This window comes from Intrasporangium calvum, assembly GCF_028446585.1.
GTDB classification, from domain to species: domain Bacteria; phylum Actinomycetota; class Actinomycetes; order Actinomycetales; family Dermatophilaceae; genus Intrasporangium; species Intrasporangium calvum_A.
The window spans coordinates 38,019-53,568 of sequence record NZ_JAPFQL010000042.1; the positions used below are offsets into that span (position 1 = coordinate 38,019).

The 15,550-nt window shown below is 70.1% G+C and carries 16 protein-coding genes; 12 read left to right on the plus strand and 4 right to left on the minus strand.

Features of this window, described 5'->3' with window-relative positions:
* Positions 1–73: 73 nt before the first annotated feature.
* From OO014_RS10930 to OO014_RS10955, 6 genes are all read left to right on the plus strand, one after another.
* Positions 74–1,084 (plus strand): ABC transporter permease, encoded by a 1,011-nt coding sequence (locus OO014_RS10930; protein ID WP_272462347.1) that lies wholly within the window; start codon positions 74–76, stop codon positions 1,082–1,084.
* Between the two features lie 7 nt (positions 1,085–1,091).
* Entirely contained in the window at positions 1,092–2,111 is a 1,020-nt protein-coding gene (locus OO014_RS10935; protein ID WP_272462348.1) for an ABC transporter permease, read from the plus strand.
* 5 nt (positions 2,112–2,116) lie between these two features.
* Entirely contained in the window at positions 2,117–3,145 is a 1,029-nt protein-coding gene (locus OO014_RS10940) for an ABC transporter ATP-binding protein (protein WP_272462349.1), read from the plus strand.
* Positions 3,142–4,332, plus strand: a complete 1,191-nt coding sequence (locus OO014_RS10945) for an ABC transporter ATP-binding protein (RefSeq protein ID WP_272462350.1) — start codon at positions 3,142–3,144, stop codon at positions 4,330–4,332. The genes OO014_RS10940 and OO014_RS10945 overlap by 4 nt, the downstream gene beginning before the upstream one ends.
* 271 nt (positions 4,333–4,603) lie before the next feature.
* Positions 4,604–5,314 carry a DsbA family oxidoreductase gene (locus OO014_RS10950; RefSeq protein WP_272462351.1) on the plus strand — a complete coding sequence of 237 codons (711 nt, stop codon included), beginning with the start codon at positions 4,604–4,606 and terminating at the stop codon, positions 5,312–5,314.
* A 118-nt stretch (positions 5,315–5,432) separates the two neighbouring features.
* Positions 5,433–6,398, plus strand: coding sequence for an alpha/beta fold hydrolase (locus tag OO014_RS10955; RefSeq protein WP_272462352.1), 966 nt, complete (start codon positions 5,433–5,435; stop codon positions 6,396–6,398).
* 21 nt (positions 6,399–6,419) lie between these two features.
* Here the strand turns inward: OO014_RS10955 and OO014_RS10960 are convergent, their stop codons facing one another.
* Entirely contained in the window at positions 6,420–6,959 is a 540-nt protein-coding gene (locus OO014_RS10960; RefSeq protein WP_272462353.1) for an ester cyclase, read from the minus strand.
* 257 nt (positions 6,960–7,216) lie between these two features.
* On the opposite strand from OO014_RS10960, the gene OO014_RS10965 reads away from it, so the two are divergent.
* The 5 genes from OO014_RS10965 (at position 7,217) to OO014_RS10985 (ending at position 11,794) form a co-directional block, all read left to right on the plus strand.
* On the plus strand, positions 7,217–7,504 hold the full coding sequence (locus tag OO014_RS10965) for a hypothetical protein (protein WP_272462354.1): 288 nt from the start codon (positions 7,217–7,219) through the stop codon (positions 7,502–7,504).
* 150 nt (positions 7,505–7,654) lie between these two features.
* Positions 7,655–9,232, plus strand: a complete 1,578-nt coding sequence (locus tag OO014_RS10970; RefSeq protein WP_272462355.1) for a serine/threonine-protein kinase — start codon at positions 7,655–7,657, stop codon at positions 9,230–9,232.
* Positions 9,233–9,324: 92 nt separating this feature from the next.
* Complete coding sequence (locus OO014_RS10975) at positions 9,325–9,684, plus strand: ArsR/SmtB family transcription factor (protein ID WP_420485501.1); 360 nt, start codon at positions 9,325–9,327, stop codon at positions 9,682–9,684.
* Positions 9,681–10,358, plus strand: a complete 678-nt coding sequence (locus OO014_RS10980) for a cation diffusion facilitator family transporter (RefSeq protein ID WP_272462356.1) — start codon at positions 9,681–9,683, stop codon at positions 10,356–10,358. Before OO014_RS10975 ends, OO014_RS10980 begins: the two co-directional genes overlap by 4 nt.
* Before the next feature lie 113 nt (positions 10,359–10,471).
* Complete coding sequence (locus OO014_RS10985; RefSeq protein ID WP_272462357.1) at positions 10,472–11,794, plus strand: PP2C family protein-serine/threonine phosphatase; 1,323 nt, start codon at positions 10,472–10,474, stop codon at positions 11,792–11,794.
* Positions 11,795–12,235: 441 nt separating this feature from the next.
* Here OO014_RS10985 and OO014_RS10990 read toward each other — a convergent pair whose 3' ends face one another.
* Entirely contained in the window at positions 12,236–12,790 is a 555-nt protein-coding gene (locus tag OO014_RS10990; protein WP_272462358.1) for a GNAT family N-acetyltransferase, read from the minus strand.
* Positions 12,791–12,960: 170 nt separating this feature from the next.
* On the opposite strand from OO014_RS10990, the gene OO014_RS10995 reads away from it, so the two are divergent.
* Entirely contained in the window at positions 12,961–13,428 is a 468-nt protein-coding gene (locus OO014_RS10995) for a phage tail protein (RefSeq protein ID WP_272462359.1), read from the plus strand.
* A gap of 62 nt (positions 13,429–13,490) precedes the next feature.
* On the opposite strand, the gene ychF is transcribed toward OO014_RS10995, so the two are convergent.
* Positions 13,491–14,576, minus strand: coding sequence for a redox-regulated ATPase YchF (ychF, locus tag OO014_RS11000; RefSeq protein WP_272462360.1), 1,086 nt, complete (start codon positions 14,574–14,576; stop codon positions 13,491–13,493).
* 97 nt (positions 14,577–14,673) lie between these two features.
* A complete protein-coding gene (locus OO014_RS11005; RefSeq protein ID WP_272462361.1) occupies positions 14,674–15,513 on the minus strand; it encodes a thioesterase family protein in 840 nt (279 codons plus the stop codon).
* Positions 15,514–15,550 lie beyond the last annotated feature (37 nt).

Here is a 15,550-nt window from a genome sequence, read left to right on the forward strand (position 1 = left end):
CTGTCACAACAGCCGGGGGCCGTCCCATCCAGGTGGGACGGCCCCTGGTCGTGAGAAAGGATGGCACCTGGCCATGCTGAGATTCATCGTGCGCCGCCTGATCCAGATGGCGGGCGTGGTCGTGGTTCTCTCCCTGCTGCTGTTCCTCTGGTTCAAGGCGCTGCCGGGTGGCACCGTCTCGGCGATGCTCGGTGAGCGCGCCACCCCAGAGCGCCGCCGCGAGCTCGAGCAGGCCCTGGGCCTCGACCAGCCGTTGTGGGTGCAGTACTGGAACTACATCAAGCGCGTCGCGACCGGGAACTTCGGCCCGTCCAACGGGGTCCTCCCCGGCCGGGACGCCTTCGAGGTCTTCTTGTCCCGCTTCCCGGCGACCATCGAGCTGGCCACGCTGGCCATCCTCATCGCCGTCCTCATCGGCATCCCGCTGGGCTACTTCGCGGCCCGCCGGCGGGACAGCTGGATCGACAACCTGTCGGTCATGGGCTCCCTGGTCGGCGTCGCCGTCCCCGTCTTCTTCCTGGCCTTCATGCTCAAGCACTGGTTCGCCGTCGAGCTGAACTGGTTGCCCGTCTCCGGCCGCCAGGACCCGACGATGGACGCGACGCGCGTGACCGGCTTCTTCGTCCTCGACGGCATCCTCACCCAGGAGTGGGACGCCGCGTGGGACGCCCTCAAGCACCTCATCCTCCCGGCCCTGGCCCTCGCCTCGATCCCCTTCGCCGTGATCTTCCGGATCACCCGCGCGTCGGTGCTCGACGTCGTCGAGGAGGACTACGTCCGCACCGCCAACGCCAAGGGCCTCACCTCGCGGATCATCCGCGGCCGGCACATCCTGCGCAATGCACTGCTGCCCGTCGTGACGACGATCGGCCTGCAGACCGGCGCCCTGCTCGCGGGCGCCGTCCTCACCGAGCGCGTCTTCAGCTACACCGGTATCGGCCAGGCGCTCGCCATCGCGATCGAGGTCAAGGACTACCCGGTCCTCCAGGTCCTGATCATGGCCGCGGCCGCCGTCTACGTCGTGGTCAACCTGCTCGTGGACATCACCTATGCCATCATCGACCCCCGCATCCGGACGAGGTGACCCAGCGATGACCCCATCCCCTGATCGGCGCCGCTTCGGCGACAGCAAGAAGGACCGCATCGACGCCCTCGCGCAGACCGCGGGCAGCACCGCCGGTGGTGCGCAGGGCGGGACCGTCATGACGGTCGCCGACGCGGGCCGCGTGTCCGGTGGCGAGGGCCAGTCCCTCATCGCCAGCGCCTGGAAGCGCCTGCGCCGCAACCCCGTCTTCCTCACCGGCGCGGCGATCACCTTCGTCTTCATCGTCCTCGCGATCATCGGCCCGTGGATCGCGCCCTACGACCCGGTCGCCCAGCCGCTCCTCAGCCAGGTGCGGCGCCAGACCAACCCGGTTCCCGGGCCACAGCCGGGCTTCCCGCTCGGCGGCGACGACGTGGGCCGTGACCTGCTCTCCCGCCTGCTGGTCGGCGGCCGTCAGACGCTGATCGTCGGCGTGCTCGCCACGCTCGGCGGTCTCTTCGGTGGCCTGACGCTCGGCACCCTCGCCGGCGCGATCGGTGGCTGGGTCGACTCCCTGGTGATGCGGATCGTCGACGTCATGCTCTCGATCCCCGGCCTCATCCTTGCCGTGTCGATCGCCGCGATCGCCGCGAGCCCGAGCCAGACCACGGTCATCATCGCCATCGCCGTCGTGCAGATCCCCATCTTCGCTCGGCTGCTGCGCGGCTCCATGCTCGCGCAGCGCGCCAGCGACCACGTGCTCGCGGCGCGGGCCCTCGGGGTCAAGCCGCATGCGATCGTCTTCCGGCACATGCTGCCCAACTCGCTCGGCCCGGTCATCGTCCAGGCGACGCTCGTGCTCGCGACGGCGATCATCGAGGCGGCCGGCCTGTCCTTCCTCGGCCTCGGCAACCCCGATGACCGGCAGCCGGAGTGGGGCCAGATGCTCGGCCAGGCGCAGAACTACGTCAGCGACTACCCGCACCTGGCCATCTACCCGGCGCTGTGCATCATCGTCGTCGCCCTTGGCTTCACGCTCATGGGAGAGTCCCTGCGCGAGGCCCTCGACCCCAAGAGCAGGAGGTGACCGGGGTGTCCCAGACCACCTCTTACGCGTCGACCAGCGACGCCGCACGCCACGGTGACGAGCCGCTGCTGCAGGTGCGTGACCTCAAGGTCACGTTCAAGCGGCAGGGCGAGGAGCCCTTCGTGGCCGTCGACGGCATCGACTTCGACGTCCGGCCCGGCCAGACCGTGGGCCTCGTCGGCGAGTCCGGTTGCGGCAAGTCCGTCACGTCGCTCGCGATCATGGGCCTGCTGCCCAAGCGGGGCAACCGGGTCGAGGGCGAGGTCCTCTTCAACGGCACCGACCTGCTCAAGCTGTCCGACTCGGACATGCGCGACCGTCGCGGCCAGGAGCTCGCGATGATCTTCCAGGACCCGCTGAGCTCGCTCAACCCGGTCGTCCCGGTGGGTCTGCAGGTCGCCGAGGTCCTCGAGCGGCACAAGGGCATGTCCCGCAAGGCGGCCATGGTCGTCGCCCGCGAGATGCTCGACAAGGTCGGCATCCCGGACCCGGACCGGCGCCTCAAGGACTACCCGCACCAGATGTCGGGCGGGATGCGCCAGCGGGCCCTGATCGCCATCGCCCTGGCCTGCGAGCCGCGCCTGCTCATCGCCGACGAGCCGACGACGGCTCTCGACGTGACGATCCAGGCGCAGATCCTCACCCTGCTCAAGGACCTCGTCCGGGAGACCGGCACGGCGCTCATCATGATCACGCACGACCTCGGCGTCGTCGCTGGCCTGTGCGACGAGGTCAACGTCCTCTATGCCGGTCGCATCGTCGAGCGCGCCGAGCGCCACCCGCTCTTCGAGCAGCCGCGGCATCCCTACACGAACGGCCTGCTCGAGTCGATCCCCAAGCTGGAGGTCGGCCGGGGTGAGCGACTCAACCCGATCCCGGGCTCGGTCGCCGACAACCTGCCGTGGACGAGCGCCTGTGCCTTCGCGCCCCGCTGCCTGAACGCCCTGGAGGTGTGCCGGGAGCAGACGCCCCAGCTCGAGATGGACTTCGGCCGCGCCCTGCGCTGCTTCAACCCCGTGGAGGTGGCTCGATGACCTCGACCGCAAACGCTGACCACGACGTGACCGGCTCGGCCGACTCCGCGGTTCCAGCTGACGCCGACCACCGCGACGTCCTCGTCGACGTCCGCGGCGTCAAGGTGCACTTCCCGATCAGGAAGGGCGTCATCTTCGACAAGACGATCGGCTACGTCTATGCCGTCGACGGCGTCGACCTGCAGATCCGCCGCGGCGAGACCTACGGCCTCGTGGGCGAGTCCGGCTGCGGCAAGTCGACCCTCGGCCGGGCGATCCTCAACCTCGAGCCGCCGACCGAGGGCTCGGTGACCTTCGACGGCGTCGACATCGCGAGCCTCAAGGGCGAGGAGCTGCGGCGCAAGCGGCAGGACATCCAGATGGTCTTCCAGGACCCGATGAGCAGCCTCGACCCGCGCCAGTCGGTCGAGTCCCTGCTCCTCGAGGGCCTCAAGGCGCACGGCCTCATCGAGAACGACGCCGCGGCGAACCAGCGCCTGCGGGAGCTGCTCGCCGCCGTCGGCCTACCGCCGGCCGCCCTGAAGAAGTATCCGCACGAGTTCTCCGGAGGCCAGCGCCAGCGCATCGGCATCGCCCGGGCACTGTCGGTCAACCCGAAGCTCATCGTCGCCGACGAGCCGGTCTCAGCCCTGGACGTGTCGGTCCAGGCCCAGGTGATCAACCTGCTCGAGGACCTGCAGGAGGAGTTCGGCCTCACGTATCTCGTCGTCGCCCACGACCTCGCCGTCGTCCGGCACATCAGCGACCGGGTCGGCGTCATGTACCTCGGCGCCCTGGCGGAGGAGGCGCCGGCCGCGGACCTCTACGCCCGCCCGCTGCACCCCTACACCCGAGCACTGCTCTCCGCGGTGCCGGTGCCGGACCCGGTCATCGAGGACCAGCGCGAGCGCATCCTGCTCACCGGCGACCTGCCCTCCCCCGCCAACCCGCCCACCGGCTGCCGCTTCCACACCCGATGCCCGTGGCGCCAGCCGACCCGCTGCGACACCGAGCGGCCCGTGCTGCGCACCGTCGAGCTGCCCGGCGTGCCCAAGGACCACCGGGTCGCGTGCCACTGGGCCGAGCAGATCGAGTCGGGCGAGCTCCGCCCGCACGAGGTCGAAGCAATCGCCGTCGAGCAGACAGCCGGGGTCCTTGCGCCCGACTCCCCGATCATCGGCCCGACCTCGATCGGCGAGATCGGCTGACCCACGCTGGGGGGCACCCCTCGAGGGGTGCCCACGGTGGCCTGCACCCAGGTCAGCCCGCTACTCGTCCCGCCCGTCGGGAGCGAGCCCAGCGGCATACGGCAGGGGCTGGCCGAGCGTGGGGAAAAGGAAGAGGCGCCACTCGCTCGGGGGTCCGAGTGGCGCCTCTTTCACCCCCTACAGCGCACGACGCACGCAGACCGTTACACCTGTCCAGAACTTTTTTTCGCGCGCCGGGAAGCAGCCGCACGGCCTCACAGTTGAATGTTGCATGAACGTCGACATCTGGTCCGACATCGCCTGCCCGTGGTGCTTCATCGGCAAGCGCCGCTTCGAGACCGCCCTGGCCGACTTCCCGCACCGTGACCAGGTGACGGTGACGTGGCACAGCTACCAGCTCGACCCGACGATCCCCGAGCACTACGACGGGAGCGAGCTCGACTACCTCGCCACCGTCAAGCAGATGGACCCGGCCCAGGTGCGCCAGATGCTCGACCACGTGACCACGGTCGCCGCGGGCGAGGGCCTCGACTACGACTTCGACCGGCTCGTTGTCGCCAACAGCTTCTCCGCGCACGAGCTGCTCCACCTCGCCAAGGAGCACGGCGTCGGCGACGCGGTGAAGGAAAGCCTGCTCTCCGCGCACTTCGAGCACGGTGAGGACATCGGCGACCGCGACGTCCTCGTCCGGATCGGCGTCGCCGCCGGCCTCGACGCCGACGAGATCCGCGACTCCCTCGAGATGCGCCGCTTCCGCAAGGCCGTCCAGGACGACATCCAGCAGGCCCGCTCGCTGGGGATCCAGGGGGTGCCCTTCTTCGTCATCGAGAACAAGTGGGGCGTCTCAGGCGCCCAGCCCGCCGAGCTGTTCACCCAGGCCCTCGAGCAGGCGTGGCGCGAGGCCAACCCGCTCGTCATGGTCCAGAGCGACACCGCCGCAGCAGACGCGCCGGTCTGCGGGCCCGACGGCTGCGCGATCTGAGCCTGCGACGCCGGTTCGGTAAGGATCCGGTCACGACACGTGTGAGACCTCCCGCTTCTGCCGGGATGTCCCCCATGCTCGGGTTACTCTCAAGTAAGCACAGACCCGAGGAGGTGTCGTGAGTCCGCTCAGCCCACGGCAGACACGCCTGTACGGCCACACCCTGTCCTATGTCGACAGCGGCACCGGCGAGGCCATCCTCTTCGTCCACGGGCTGCTCGGCTCGCACCGCAACTGGCGCTACCTCGTCGACCGGCTCGACAACACCAACCGCGTCGTCGTCCCCGACCTCTTCGGCCACGGCGCCTCCGAGAAGCACGAGGGCGACTACTCCCCCGCCGCCCAGGCCGGCACCCTGCGCGACCTGATGGACCAGCTCGGGCTCGAGCGCGTCACCATCGTCGGCCACTCGCTGGGCGGCGGCATCTCCCTCGCCTTCTCCTACCTCTTCCCCGAGCGCGTCGAGCGCCTCGTGCTCGTCGGCACGGGCGGCCTCGGTCGTGAGGTCAGCCCCTTCCTGCGGGCGGCGACGCTCCCCGTGGCCGACGTCGTGCTCCCAGTGATCGCCTCCCCCTGGGTCCGCGTCGGAGCCGAGTTCGTCGGCCGCAGCCTGTCCGTCTTCGGCTGGCGCGCGAGTCACGACATGCGCGCCGCCTGGGAGGGGTTCACCGAGCTGAACGACGCCGATGCCCGACGCGCATTCCTCGCCACGACCCGGTCCGTCATGAACTCCGGTGGTCAGCGCATCCAGGCGCTCGAATACCTCACCGAGCTCGTCGGCGTGCCCGTGCTCATCGTGTGGGGCACCAACGACATGGTGATCCCCGTCGAGCACGCCCAACGCGCCGCCGAGCTCGCCCCGACCTGCCGGGTCGAGCTCTTCGAGGGTGCCGGGCACTTCCCGCACCTCGACCAGCCCAACCGCTTCGCCGACGTGCTGCGCGACTTCATGGCCACGACCGAGCGGGCCGAGGGCCTGCCGGCGAGGGCCGCGACGAAGCCACCCACGCGGGCTCGGTCCCGCCGGGCGCCAGTCCGGAAGCGCGCTCTCCCGGCCGCACCCAAGCGGGACAAGACCGCCTGAGGTTCCCTTCGGGTCTCTGGCTCAGACGAGGTGCAGGGCCTTCTTCGCCTTGCCCGTCAGGTAGTCCGCGAACATCACGGCCCGCATGCCGACGCCGGTGCTCTGCGGCAGGAAGCCGAGCTGCTGGAGCATGTCGAGGCTGTCGTAGTACATCGTGAAGTGGCTGAGCAGGTCGCCGCGGAAGCGGTTGAACGTGGCCCCGCTGACCTGCACCTTCTTGCCCGTCGCGGGCATCCGGCCCTCCGGCGCGATCAGGTCGCCCGTCATCGTCGCCGTGAACGTCCACGTGAGGACGCACTCGGAGTGGTCGACGTTGGTGTGGACGTGGGCCAGCTCGTCCGGGAAGTGGATGTCGGGGAAAGCCGCGAACACTGCATGCAGGCGGCTCGCGATCTCCGTCTTGCCGTAGGCCGGCTTGTCGAAGCCCGGGTCCTCGTAGACGGCGTCATCGGCGATGAGGGCGACGATGGCGTCGACGTCGTGGGCGTTCCAGGCTTCGAAGTGCTTCTTGGTGAAGGTGCGCATCTGCGCTTCGGTGATCGGCTTGCTGGTGGACTCCATGGTGTCCTCCTCCTGCGGTGCCGGGGACGCCGCACCTCGGCGGTCGGCGACCGCGGTGCCACTCTCGGATCGGCACGCGCCGCACACCAGAGGCGAACGTCCCGGTTCCACGTGGTCCGGACCACGTCAAAGGCCGCCTCGCGGCTCCGCGAGCGTAGGGTGAAGGTGATCGCGTCCACGAGGGCGCGGTGGGAAGCAGGTTGTGAAGCATGAGCGGCCCAACTCCGCAATGACCACAGACCCATGACCACAGACCCATGACCACGGACCAGTCAGCAGCCGGGCACGCCGTCAGCGGCGCGATGGGACCCGATGCAGCCAACCTGCTCGGATCCCTCCGGCAGAGCATGGACCGGGCCCACACCGCCCTCATGGCAGCCCGACGCGCGACGAGCGGCCGCACCGACCTCGAGCGGGCCCGGAGCGACTACCTGCGCGCCATGGTCGCCTACCAGCAGGCCCTCGCGGTCTTCCGCCTCCCGGTCCCGCCCCGCCTCCGCGACGAGCTGCGCCTGCTCCGGCGCGTCACCGACGTCGGGCACTGAGCTGGGGCACTGAGCTGGGGCACTGAGCTGGGGCACTGAGCTGGGTGCTGGCCTGGGCGCTCACCCAGCCCAGCGGCATACGGCATCGAGCTTCGCGGGTGGGTACGTTGTCAGGGTCACCCCAGCCCCCACCGGACGGAGCCGCGAACCATGACCCAGCCCGACGTCGTCATCGCCGGGCGATACCGGCTGCTGAGGCGAGTGGGCGTCGGCGGGATGGGATCGGTCTGGGAGGCCAGCGACGAGCGACTGCAGCGGACCGTCGCCGCCAAGCTCCTGCACCTGCCGCCCGGTGCGAGCGCCGAGGACGCCGAGACGGCGAAGAACCGCGCGATGCGCGAGGCCCGCATCACCGCGCAGCTCCACCATCCGCACGCGGTGCCGGTCTTCGACGTCGTCGAGCACGACGGGCAGCCGTGCCTGATCATGCAGTACCTCCCCTCGAGGACACTCCAGCAGGTGCTCCAGCAGGACGGGCCGCTGCCACCGGACGAGGTGGCGCTCATCGGGGCCGAGGTGGGGTCGGCGCTCGCGGCCGCGCATGCCGCCGGGATCGTCCACCGCGACATCAAGCCGGCCAACATCCTCATCCTCGATGACGGCTCGGCCACGATCACTGACTTCGGCATCTCGCGGGCGCTCGGCGACGCGACCTTGACGGCCGCCGGCATGGTCACCGGCACCCCTGCCTACCTGGCGCCCGAGGTGGCCCGAGGCGAGGAGTCGACCCCGGCGACCGACGTCTTCTCGCTCGGTGCGACGCTCTATGCCGCCGTGGAGGGTGTCCCGCCGTTCGGCCTCGACGACAACCCGATGGCCCTGCTGCACCGCGTTGCGTCGACGTCGCCGGCGCCTCCCGCTCGGGCAGGTGCCCTGGCGCCGGTGCTGCTCGCCATGCTGGGCGCACAGCCAGACGAGCGGCCGTCCATGAGCGCGGCGGTCGAGGCCTTGGAGCGGCTCGACCTGAGCGCGGCTGCCGGTGCTGACCCGACGGTCGCGCTGCCGACCGCGGCGGCGACTCAACCGATGCGGCCGGTGCCGGTTGCGCAGCCTGCTCCGTCGGCTCCCGGGCCCGTGACGCGGGCGACGCCGATGACGCAGGTGTCGCAGGTGTCGCAGGTGCCGCCGGCGCGGCCGGCTCCGCAGCAGCGGCGATCCAGGCGGGGCCTCGCGGTTGTCCTGGCCATCGCGGCGCTCGCGGTCGTGGGCCTCCTCGCATGGCAGGCGCTGCGCGGAGATGAGCCGAGGACGCCGGCCGCTGCACCCCCGGAGACCTCGTCGGTCACCTCGAACTCGCCCTCCCCGTCCGCGAGCCGGGAGACGACCACGTCGGAGGCTCCAACATCCGCAGCGCCGTCGACGCCGGCCGAGACCACGCCGGCGCCGTCCGAACCGACTGCGCCCACGGCAGCGCAACTCAGCAAGGCGGTGCGCGGCTACTACGCACTGCTGCCCGACGACACGGATGCGGGCTACGCCTTGCTGACCGAGCGCTACCGGAGTGCGACGTCGGGCACCCAGGACAACTACGAGGCCTTCTGGGACGGCATCGACAAGGTCACCGTCCGGGACCTCGACGCCACGCCGCCCGGGAGCGTCGAGGCCACGCTGACCTACACGTTCGAGGACGGCCGGGTGATCCAGGAGCGCACCGCCTTCGGTCTCGTCGAGGACGGCGGCGTACTCAAGATCGATGGCAGCGAGGTGCTCTCCAGTCGCGAGCTGTGACCCTGACGGTTTGGCCAGCCACAGCGGGACGGTGCTGGCGTGCGGGGGCGGGCCCAGCGGCATACGACACGGGTTAGCGATAGCATCGACACATGACGATGCTGACCCGTGAGACGTCGGCCCTCAAGGCCGCCTCCTGTCTCTTCCACGGCTTCTCCGACCCCTCCCGCCTCGCGATCCTCCAGCACCTCGCGCTGGGTGAGCACCGCGTCGTCGACCTCACGGCGCACCTCGGGCTGGCCCAGAGCACCGTCTCCAAGCACCTGGCCTGCCTCAAGGACTGCGGGCTCGTCGACAGCCGACCCGAGGGCCGCGCCTCCGTCTTCTCCCTCAACCACTCCGAAGCCCTCCTCGACCTGCTCGCGGCGGCCGAGCGACTCCTCGCGCTGACCGGCGACGCAGTGACCCTGTGCCCGAGATACGGCACCGCCCGGACGGAGTCGGCCTCATGACCACCCGGCCCGCAGCCTCCCGCACCGCGACCAGCGCCGCCGAGACCGAGCGGCTGACCCGGCGAGCGCTGCGGCTGGCCCAGTTCACGGTCGGCTACAACGTCATCGAAGGAGTCGTCGGCGTCACCGCTGGAGTCATGGCGGGGCTCGTGTCGCTCATCGGCTTTGGCCTCGACTCCGGCATCGAGTCGACCGCCGCGATCCTCGTCGGGCTGCGGCTCGCCGCGCGGCTGCGCCACGGGGAGGCCGACGAGCGCAAGGAGAAGCGGGCGCTGCGCGGCGTGGCGATCACCTTCTTCCTCCTCGCCGGCTATGTGGTCGTCGAGGGCGTGCGCTCGCTGCTGAGCGGTGGAGAGCCCGACCAGTCGATCGTCGGGGTCGTCCTGCTGTCGACCTCGCTCATCGTCATGCCGCTGCTGGCCGCCGCGAAGCAACGGGTCGGCGAGCAGCTCGGCGGCGACCGCCTGATCCTCGCCGACGCCGCCGAGACGAAGATCTGCGTGCTGCTCAGCGTCTCGACCCTGCTGGGGCTCGGCCTCTATGCCCTCACGGGCGCGGCCTGGCTCGACCCGGTGGCCGGCTTCGTCATCGCGCTGTTCGCCATCAACGAGGGGCGTGAGGCGTGGGAGGGCGAGCTGGTGTGTGACGACGATGACGACGAGGACGACGACTGAGACGGGCGTGCCGGCGAGCTCATGGCGATGCTGTCTCGGCTGTGTGATCGGCGACTCTGGCCTTTTGTTCGATGCTCACGGCATCGTGACGTCCCGCGTCGTAATGTCGCTCTGTGGGCGTCGTCCAGACTGACCAGCTCCTCAGCGCGGTGTTTGATGCCGCAGAGAACGCCTCACCGCTCGACGCCGTCGAAGCGGTCACGGCGTCATTGGCGGCAGAGCTCCGGGCCTCGGGCGCGTACTTCCTCATCGCCGACACGGCCGGTGGCCAGCTCGTCCGGATGTCCCACGGCGCTTCAGCAGAGGCACTGGTGGCGCAGGGCCTCGGTGGTCTCGAGGGGCTGACCCGGCTCGACGACGGCGAGCAGTCCGTGTCCGTGCCGATCGAGGGCCTCGTCGAGGTCGCGCTGCGGACGCAGACGCCGCAGGTCGTCCCGCCTTCCTCGTCCTGGGGGCGGGGCACGGACGGAGCCCGCTGGGTCGTCCTCGCTCCCGTGACCCAGCGGGGCGAGGTCCTCGGGCTGCTCCAGCTATCGCTCCCGGTGGCGCCCGACGCCGAGACCCTCGAGCGGATCGGGCGCGTCGGTCACATGCTCGCCTTCGTCGTCATCGCCAACCGGCGCCACACCGACGTCTTCGACCGGGCCGAGCGGGGGACCCGCTTCTCGCTGCCCGCGGAGATCCAGCACCGGCTGCTGCCTGCATCGTTCACCTGCGAAGCGGGCGCCTTTGCTCTCGCCGGCTGGCTCGAGCCAGCCGCCTCCGTCGGCGGGGACACCTTCGACTACTCCCTCGGGCGCGACGTGCTGCACCTGTCCCTGACCGACGCGATGGGGCACGGCGTCGCGAGCGCCCTCACCGCCACGCTCTGCGTCAGCAGCATCCGCAACAGCCGGCGCATGGGCGCGTCGCTCACCGAGCAGGCGCACACAGCCAACCTCGCCCTCTTCGAGCACGCCGCAGCGAGCGGGGCGGACCGCTTCGTCACCGGCATGCTGGGCCGGCTCGACCTCAGCACCGGCACGCTCGCCATGGTCAACGCCGGCCACGTCGCTCCCTATCTTTGGCGCGACGGCGTCGCTGCGGCGATCACCCTGCCCGTCAACCTTCCGCTGGGGCTTTTCGCCGACACCACATTCGAGGCCACCGAGGTCGCGCTGCAGGCCGGCGACCGACTCGTGATGGTGACCGACGGGATGCTCGAGCGGGAAGCCTCGAATCTTGACCTGATGGAGGCGATCGTCGGGACGCGGCACCTCCATCCACGCGAGGCCACCCGCAGCCTGACCGAGATGGTGCTGCGCCTCTGCGGCCAGTCGCTCGCCGACGACGCCACGATCCTGGTCGTCGACTGGCACGGCGGGCACGGCACGCCCCGGCGGACGATCGCCGGCGCCGAGCAGTGGCGCACCAGCGCTGACCGCGCTCGCCGGTGAGGTCGTCGAACCTGACTGGAGGTTGTTGACGGTGTCGTGGCTCTCGGGTTCCGCCGGGCGCTCTGGGGTCGAGGCGCGTTGTGTGTGGGTTGACCTCGATGCGTCGGGCTCGGCTGCCTGCGTCGGAGCCATGGTCCGGTTGGGCCTGGATGCGTCGGGTTCAGGCGACGCATGCAGGTTTTCCTGAGGGCGGGTTGGCCGACCCTGCGCGCGCCCAGCGAAACGACAGCACCCCCGGACGATGCGTCCGGGGGTGCTTCGCGTTCGGCAGACAGGGAAACGGCCGAACGTTTCGGGGGTAGCAAAACGCTAGCGATCCCGGGACTCCCACGGTGCCGTAAGGCACGGCCATGTGATGCACGTCTCAGCACCGGCCTCGAGACCACGGCCGCTCGCCGCCGTCGACAGCTGCAGCACGCAGTCGACGGTCCTGCACTCACCTCACGCGTTGGCCACCCATTCGCGCCTCAGCAGGCCGTAGACCCATGAGTCGGACACGTCACCATTGACGATGCAGTCCTCGCGCAGAGTCCCCTCACGCACGAAGCCCAGCTTCTCCAGCACTCGCGCCGACGCGACGTTGCGCGTGTCGGCCTCTGCCTGCACCCGGTTGAGATCCAGCGTGTCGAAGGCCCACCGGAGCAGGGCGCGCGCCGCCTCTGTGGCGAAACCGTGGCCCCACGCCCGCTCGGTGAGGCAGTAACCGAGGGAGGCACTGCGGAAGTCCGGGTTCCAGCTGTTGAGGCTGATCCAGCCGACGAAGACCTGATCGGCCCGGCGCTCGATCACGAGGCGCGTGCCGCTTCCCTCGTCGGCCATCTCCTGGCACCTGGCCAGGAAGCGCTCGACCGAGGCCCTGTCCACCCACGGCGGGGAGTCCCAGTAGCGCAGCACGTGCGCGTTGCTCTGCAGGGCGAAGATGTCGTCTGCATCGCTGTCGGCGAAGGGACGCAGGAGCAGTCGCTCCGTCTCCAGGGTCGGCGTCTCGAGGGTCACGACGGCCACCTTGCACGGAAGACCAGGCCTTCGCCACCGAGAAAACGGCTGGCTCGGCTGGCTCGCCCTCTTCGAGCGCGTGATCCCGCCACGTGGTCCCTGCCCGGGCTCTCGATCTCGCGACGCCCCGGGCACTGCGACGGCCGGTCCTCTTGGGCAAGATGTCCGCCATGGGTGTCCCTGTCGACTTCACGAACGTCTCCACCGATGGCGTGGAGTCCTCCCCCCACGCTGATGCACTGGCTGGCCTGAGAGCCAACGAGGCCCGCTACTTCTCCACGAAGTACGGGCACACCTTCGAGGTCTCTCCCGCAACCGATGAGGCTGCGACGCTGGCCTGGGTGGAGCGCATCCTGGAAGAGGACCGCGGCATCAAGTTCGCCGCCCGTCCGTTGCAGATCAGCATCAACGACGTTGACGGCATCCACTGGGTCCACGTCTTCTACGAGTCCGGGCTGGCGCTCAACGTCCTGTGGACGATCGCGGACGGTGGCAAGCGCGCCGTCGGTTTCAAGCTGTGCGAAGGGATGGACGTGCCTGAGGAGCTTGCGGCCTTCAAGTTCGCCCGGCAGAAGTCGAAGCTCGCCGGGACGATTCGGGGGTCCTTCTTCGTGATCAAGGGCGACTACCCGTACTAACCGATGTGGCCCGCCACGCCAAAGCTGCGGACCGTGGTCCCCACCTGTCGGCGCAGCCCCGATCAGACGTTGAAGCGGAACTCCACGACGTCGCCGTCCTGCATGACGTAGTCCTTGCCCTCGATGCGCACCTTGCCGGCCGCCTTGGCCGCAGCCATTGACCCCGCCGCGACGAGGTCGTCGAAGGACACGACCTCGGCCTTGATGAAGCCACGCTGGAAGTCCGTGTGGATGACCCCGGCGGCCTGCGGCGCGGTCCAGCCCTTGCCGATCGTCCAGGCGCGCGTCTCCTTGGGCCCGGCGGTCAGGTAGGTCTGCAGGCCCAGCGTGTGGAAGCCCTGCCGTGCGAGCTGGTTCATCCCCGACTCCTCAGCACCGAACGACTGGAGCAGCTCGAGCGCCTCCTCGGGCTCCATGTCCATCAGGTCCATCTCGAGCTTCGCGTTGAGGAAGACCGCGTCGGCAGGGGCCACCGAGGCGGCCAGCGTCGTCTTGAGCTCCTCGTCGGCGAGCTGGTCCTCGTCGAGGTTGAACACGTAGATGAAGGGCTTGGTGGTCAGCAGACCCAGCCCCTTCGCCTCGGCCAGGTCGACCCCGGAAGCCGGCCCAGCGGCATACAGCGTCTTGCCTTCTTCGAGCACCTTCTGCGCGGCGAGCGCGTTGTCGAGGGCACCCTTGCGGTCCTTGTTGACGCGCGACTCCTTCTCGAGGCGGGCGACGGCCTTCTCGAGGGTCTGGAGGTCAGCGAGGACGAGCTCGGTCTCGATGGTCTCGATGTCGCCGCGCGGGTCGACCTTGCCGTCGACGTGGACGACGTCGTCGTCGGTGAAGACGCGCACGACCTGGCAGATCGCGTCGGACTCGCGGATGTTGGCGAGGAACTTGTTGCCGAGCCCCTCCCCCTCGCTGGCGCCGCGGACGAGGCCGGCGATGTCGACGAAGCTCACCGTGGCCGGCAGGATCCGCTCCGAGCCGAAGATCTCGGCGAGCGTGTTGAGCCTCCCGTCGGGCAGCGGCACGACACCGATGTTGGGCTCGATCGTCGCGAACGGGTAGTTCGCGGCGAGGACGCTGTTCTTGGTCAGGGCGTTGAAGAGCGTCGACTTGCCGACGTTGGGGAGCCCGACGATTCCGATGGTGAGTGCCACGGGGTCAAGAGTCTAGTGGCCGCGTGGCCGGCTCCCGACCATCCCGTATGCCGCTGAGCTCGCTCCCAGCGCACCCGCAGCCCCAGCCCTCCCGCGCTCAGGCAGGCCGGACACCGCAGAGCTGGCGCGACTGGGCGACGAGTGCTCCGGTCGAGTCCCAGATCTGCGCGTCCTCCTCGAGGAGTCCGCCGCCGACGTTCTGGGTGGTCAGCATGACCCGGAGCCAACCGGGTGCGGGACGACGCCGGATGTGGCCGGTGAACTCGAGGGTGGGCGTCCAGCCGTAGAGGCCCAGGTCGAACGCCACGGGCGGGAAGGCATCGAGGGCGAGCGCGAGCATCGTCGTGTCGGGCTCTCTCTGGTCGCGGAGCCGGAGCCAGCCCTGGATGAGCCCGCGCATCGAGGGCTTGCCGACGGCCCAGCCCGCGGTCGCCGGGTCGAGGCGGATGTCGACCCGGTCGAGGAAGTGGTTGTGGCGCAGGAAGTCCGGCGGCGCCTGCTGTGCGGAGACGCACTCGTCCGGCGGGGGGAGGTCGGGCGCGGCCGACTGGCGGTAGGTGTCGGTGCCGTCGAGGTTGCCGAAGGAGGCGATGGCGCGCATCCGCTCGACCTGCCCGCCGTCGACCTCCTGGTGGACACTCACCTGTCCGGTCGTGAGCCGGCGGCCGGCGCGCATGAGCTCCGTCGAGGCGGTGAACGCCCCGGGTGCCGAGGCCGTCATGAAGTAGGCGCTGACGACGACGGGGTCGAGGTGCTCGGTCACCTCGTCGGGGTCGGCCGCGAGGTGCTCGCGCAGGGCGTTGAGGGCCGCAGCCATCACGACACCACCGTTGACGGCGTTGCCGATCATCCAGTCCTGCGTGAAGGCGCCCCGCCGGGTCGCGGGCTGGTCGGTCGGCTCGAGCCGGATCACGTCGTCGTACTCACTCACAACCACGGTGTCTAGCAGACTGCCCCGACGCCGCCCCCAACGG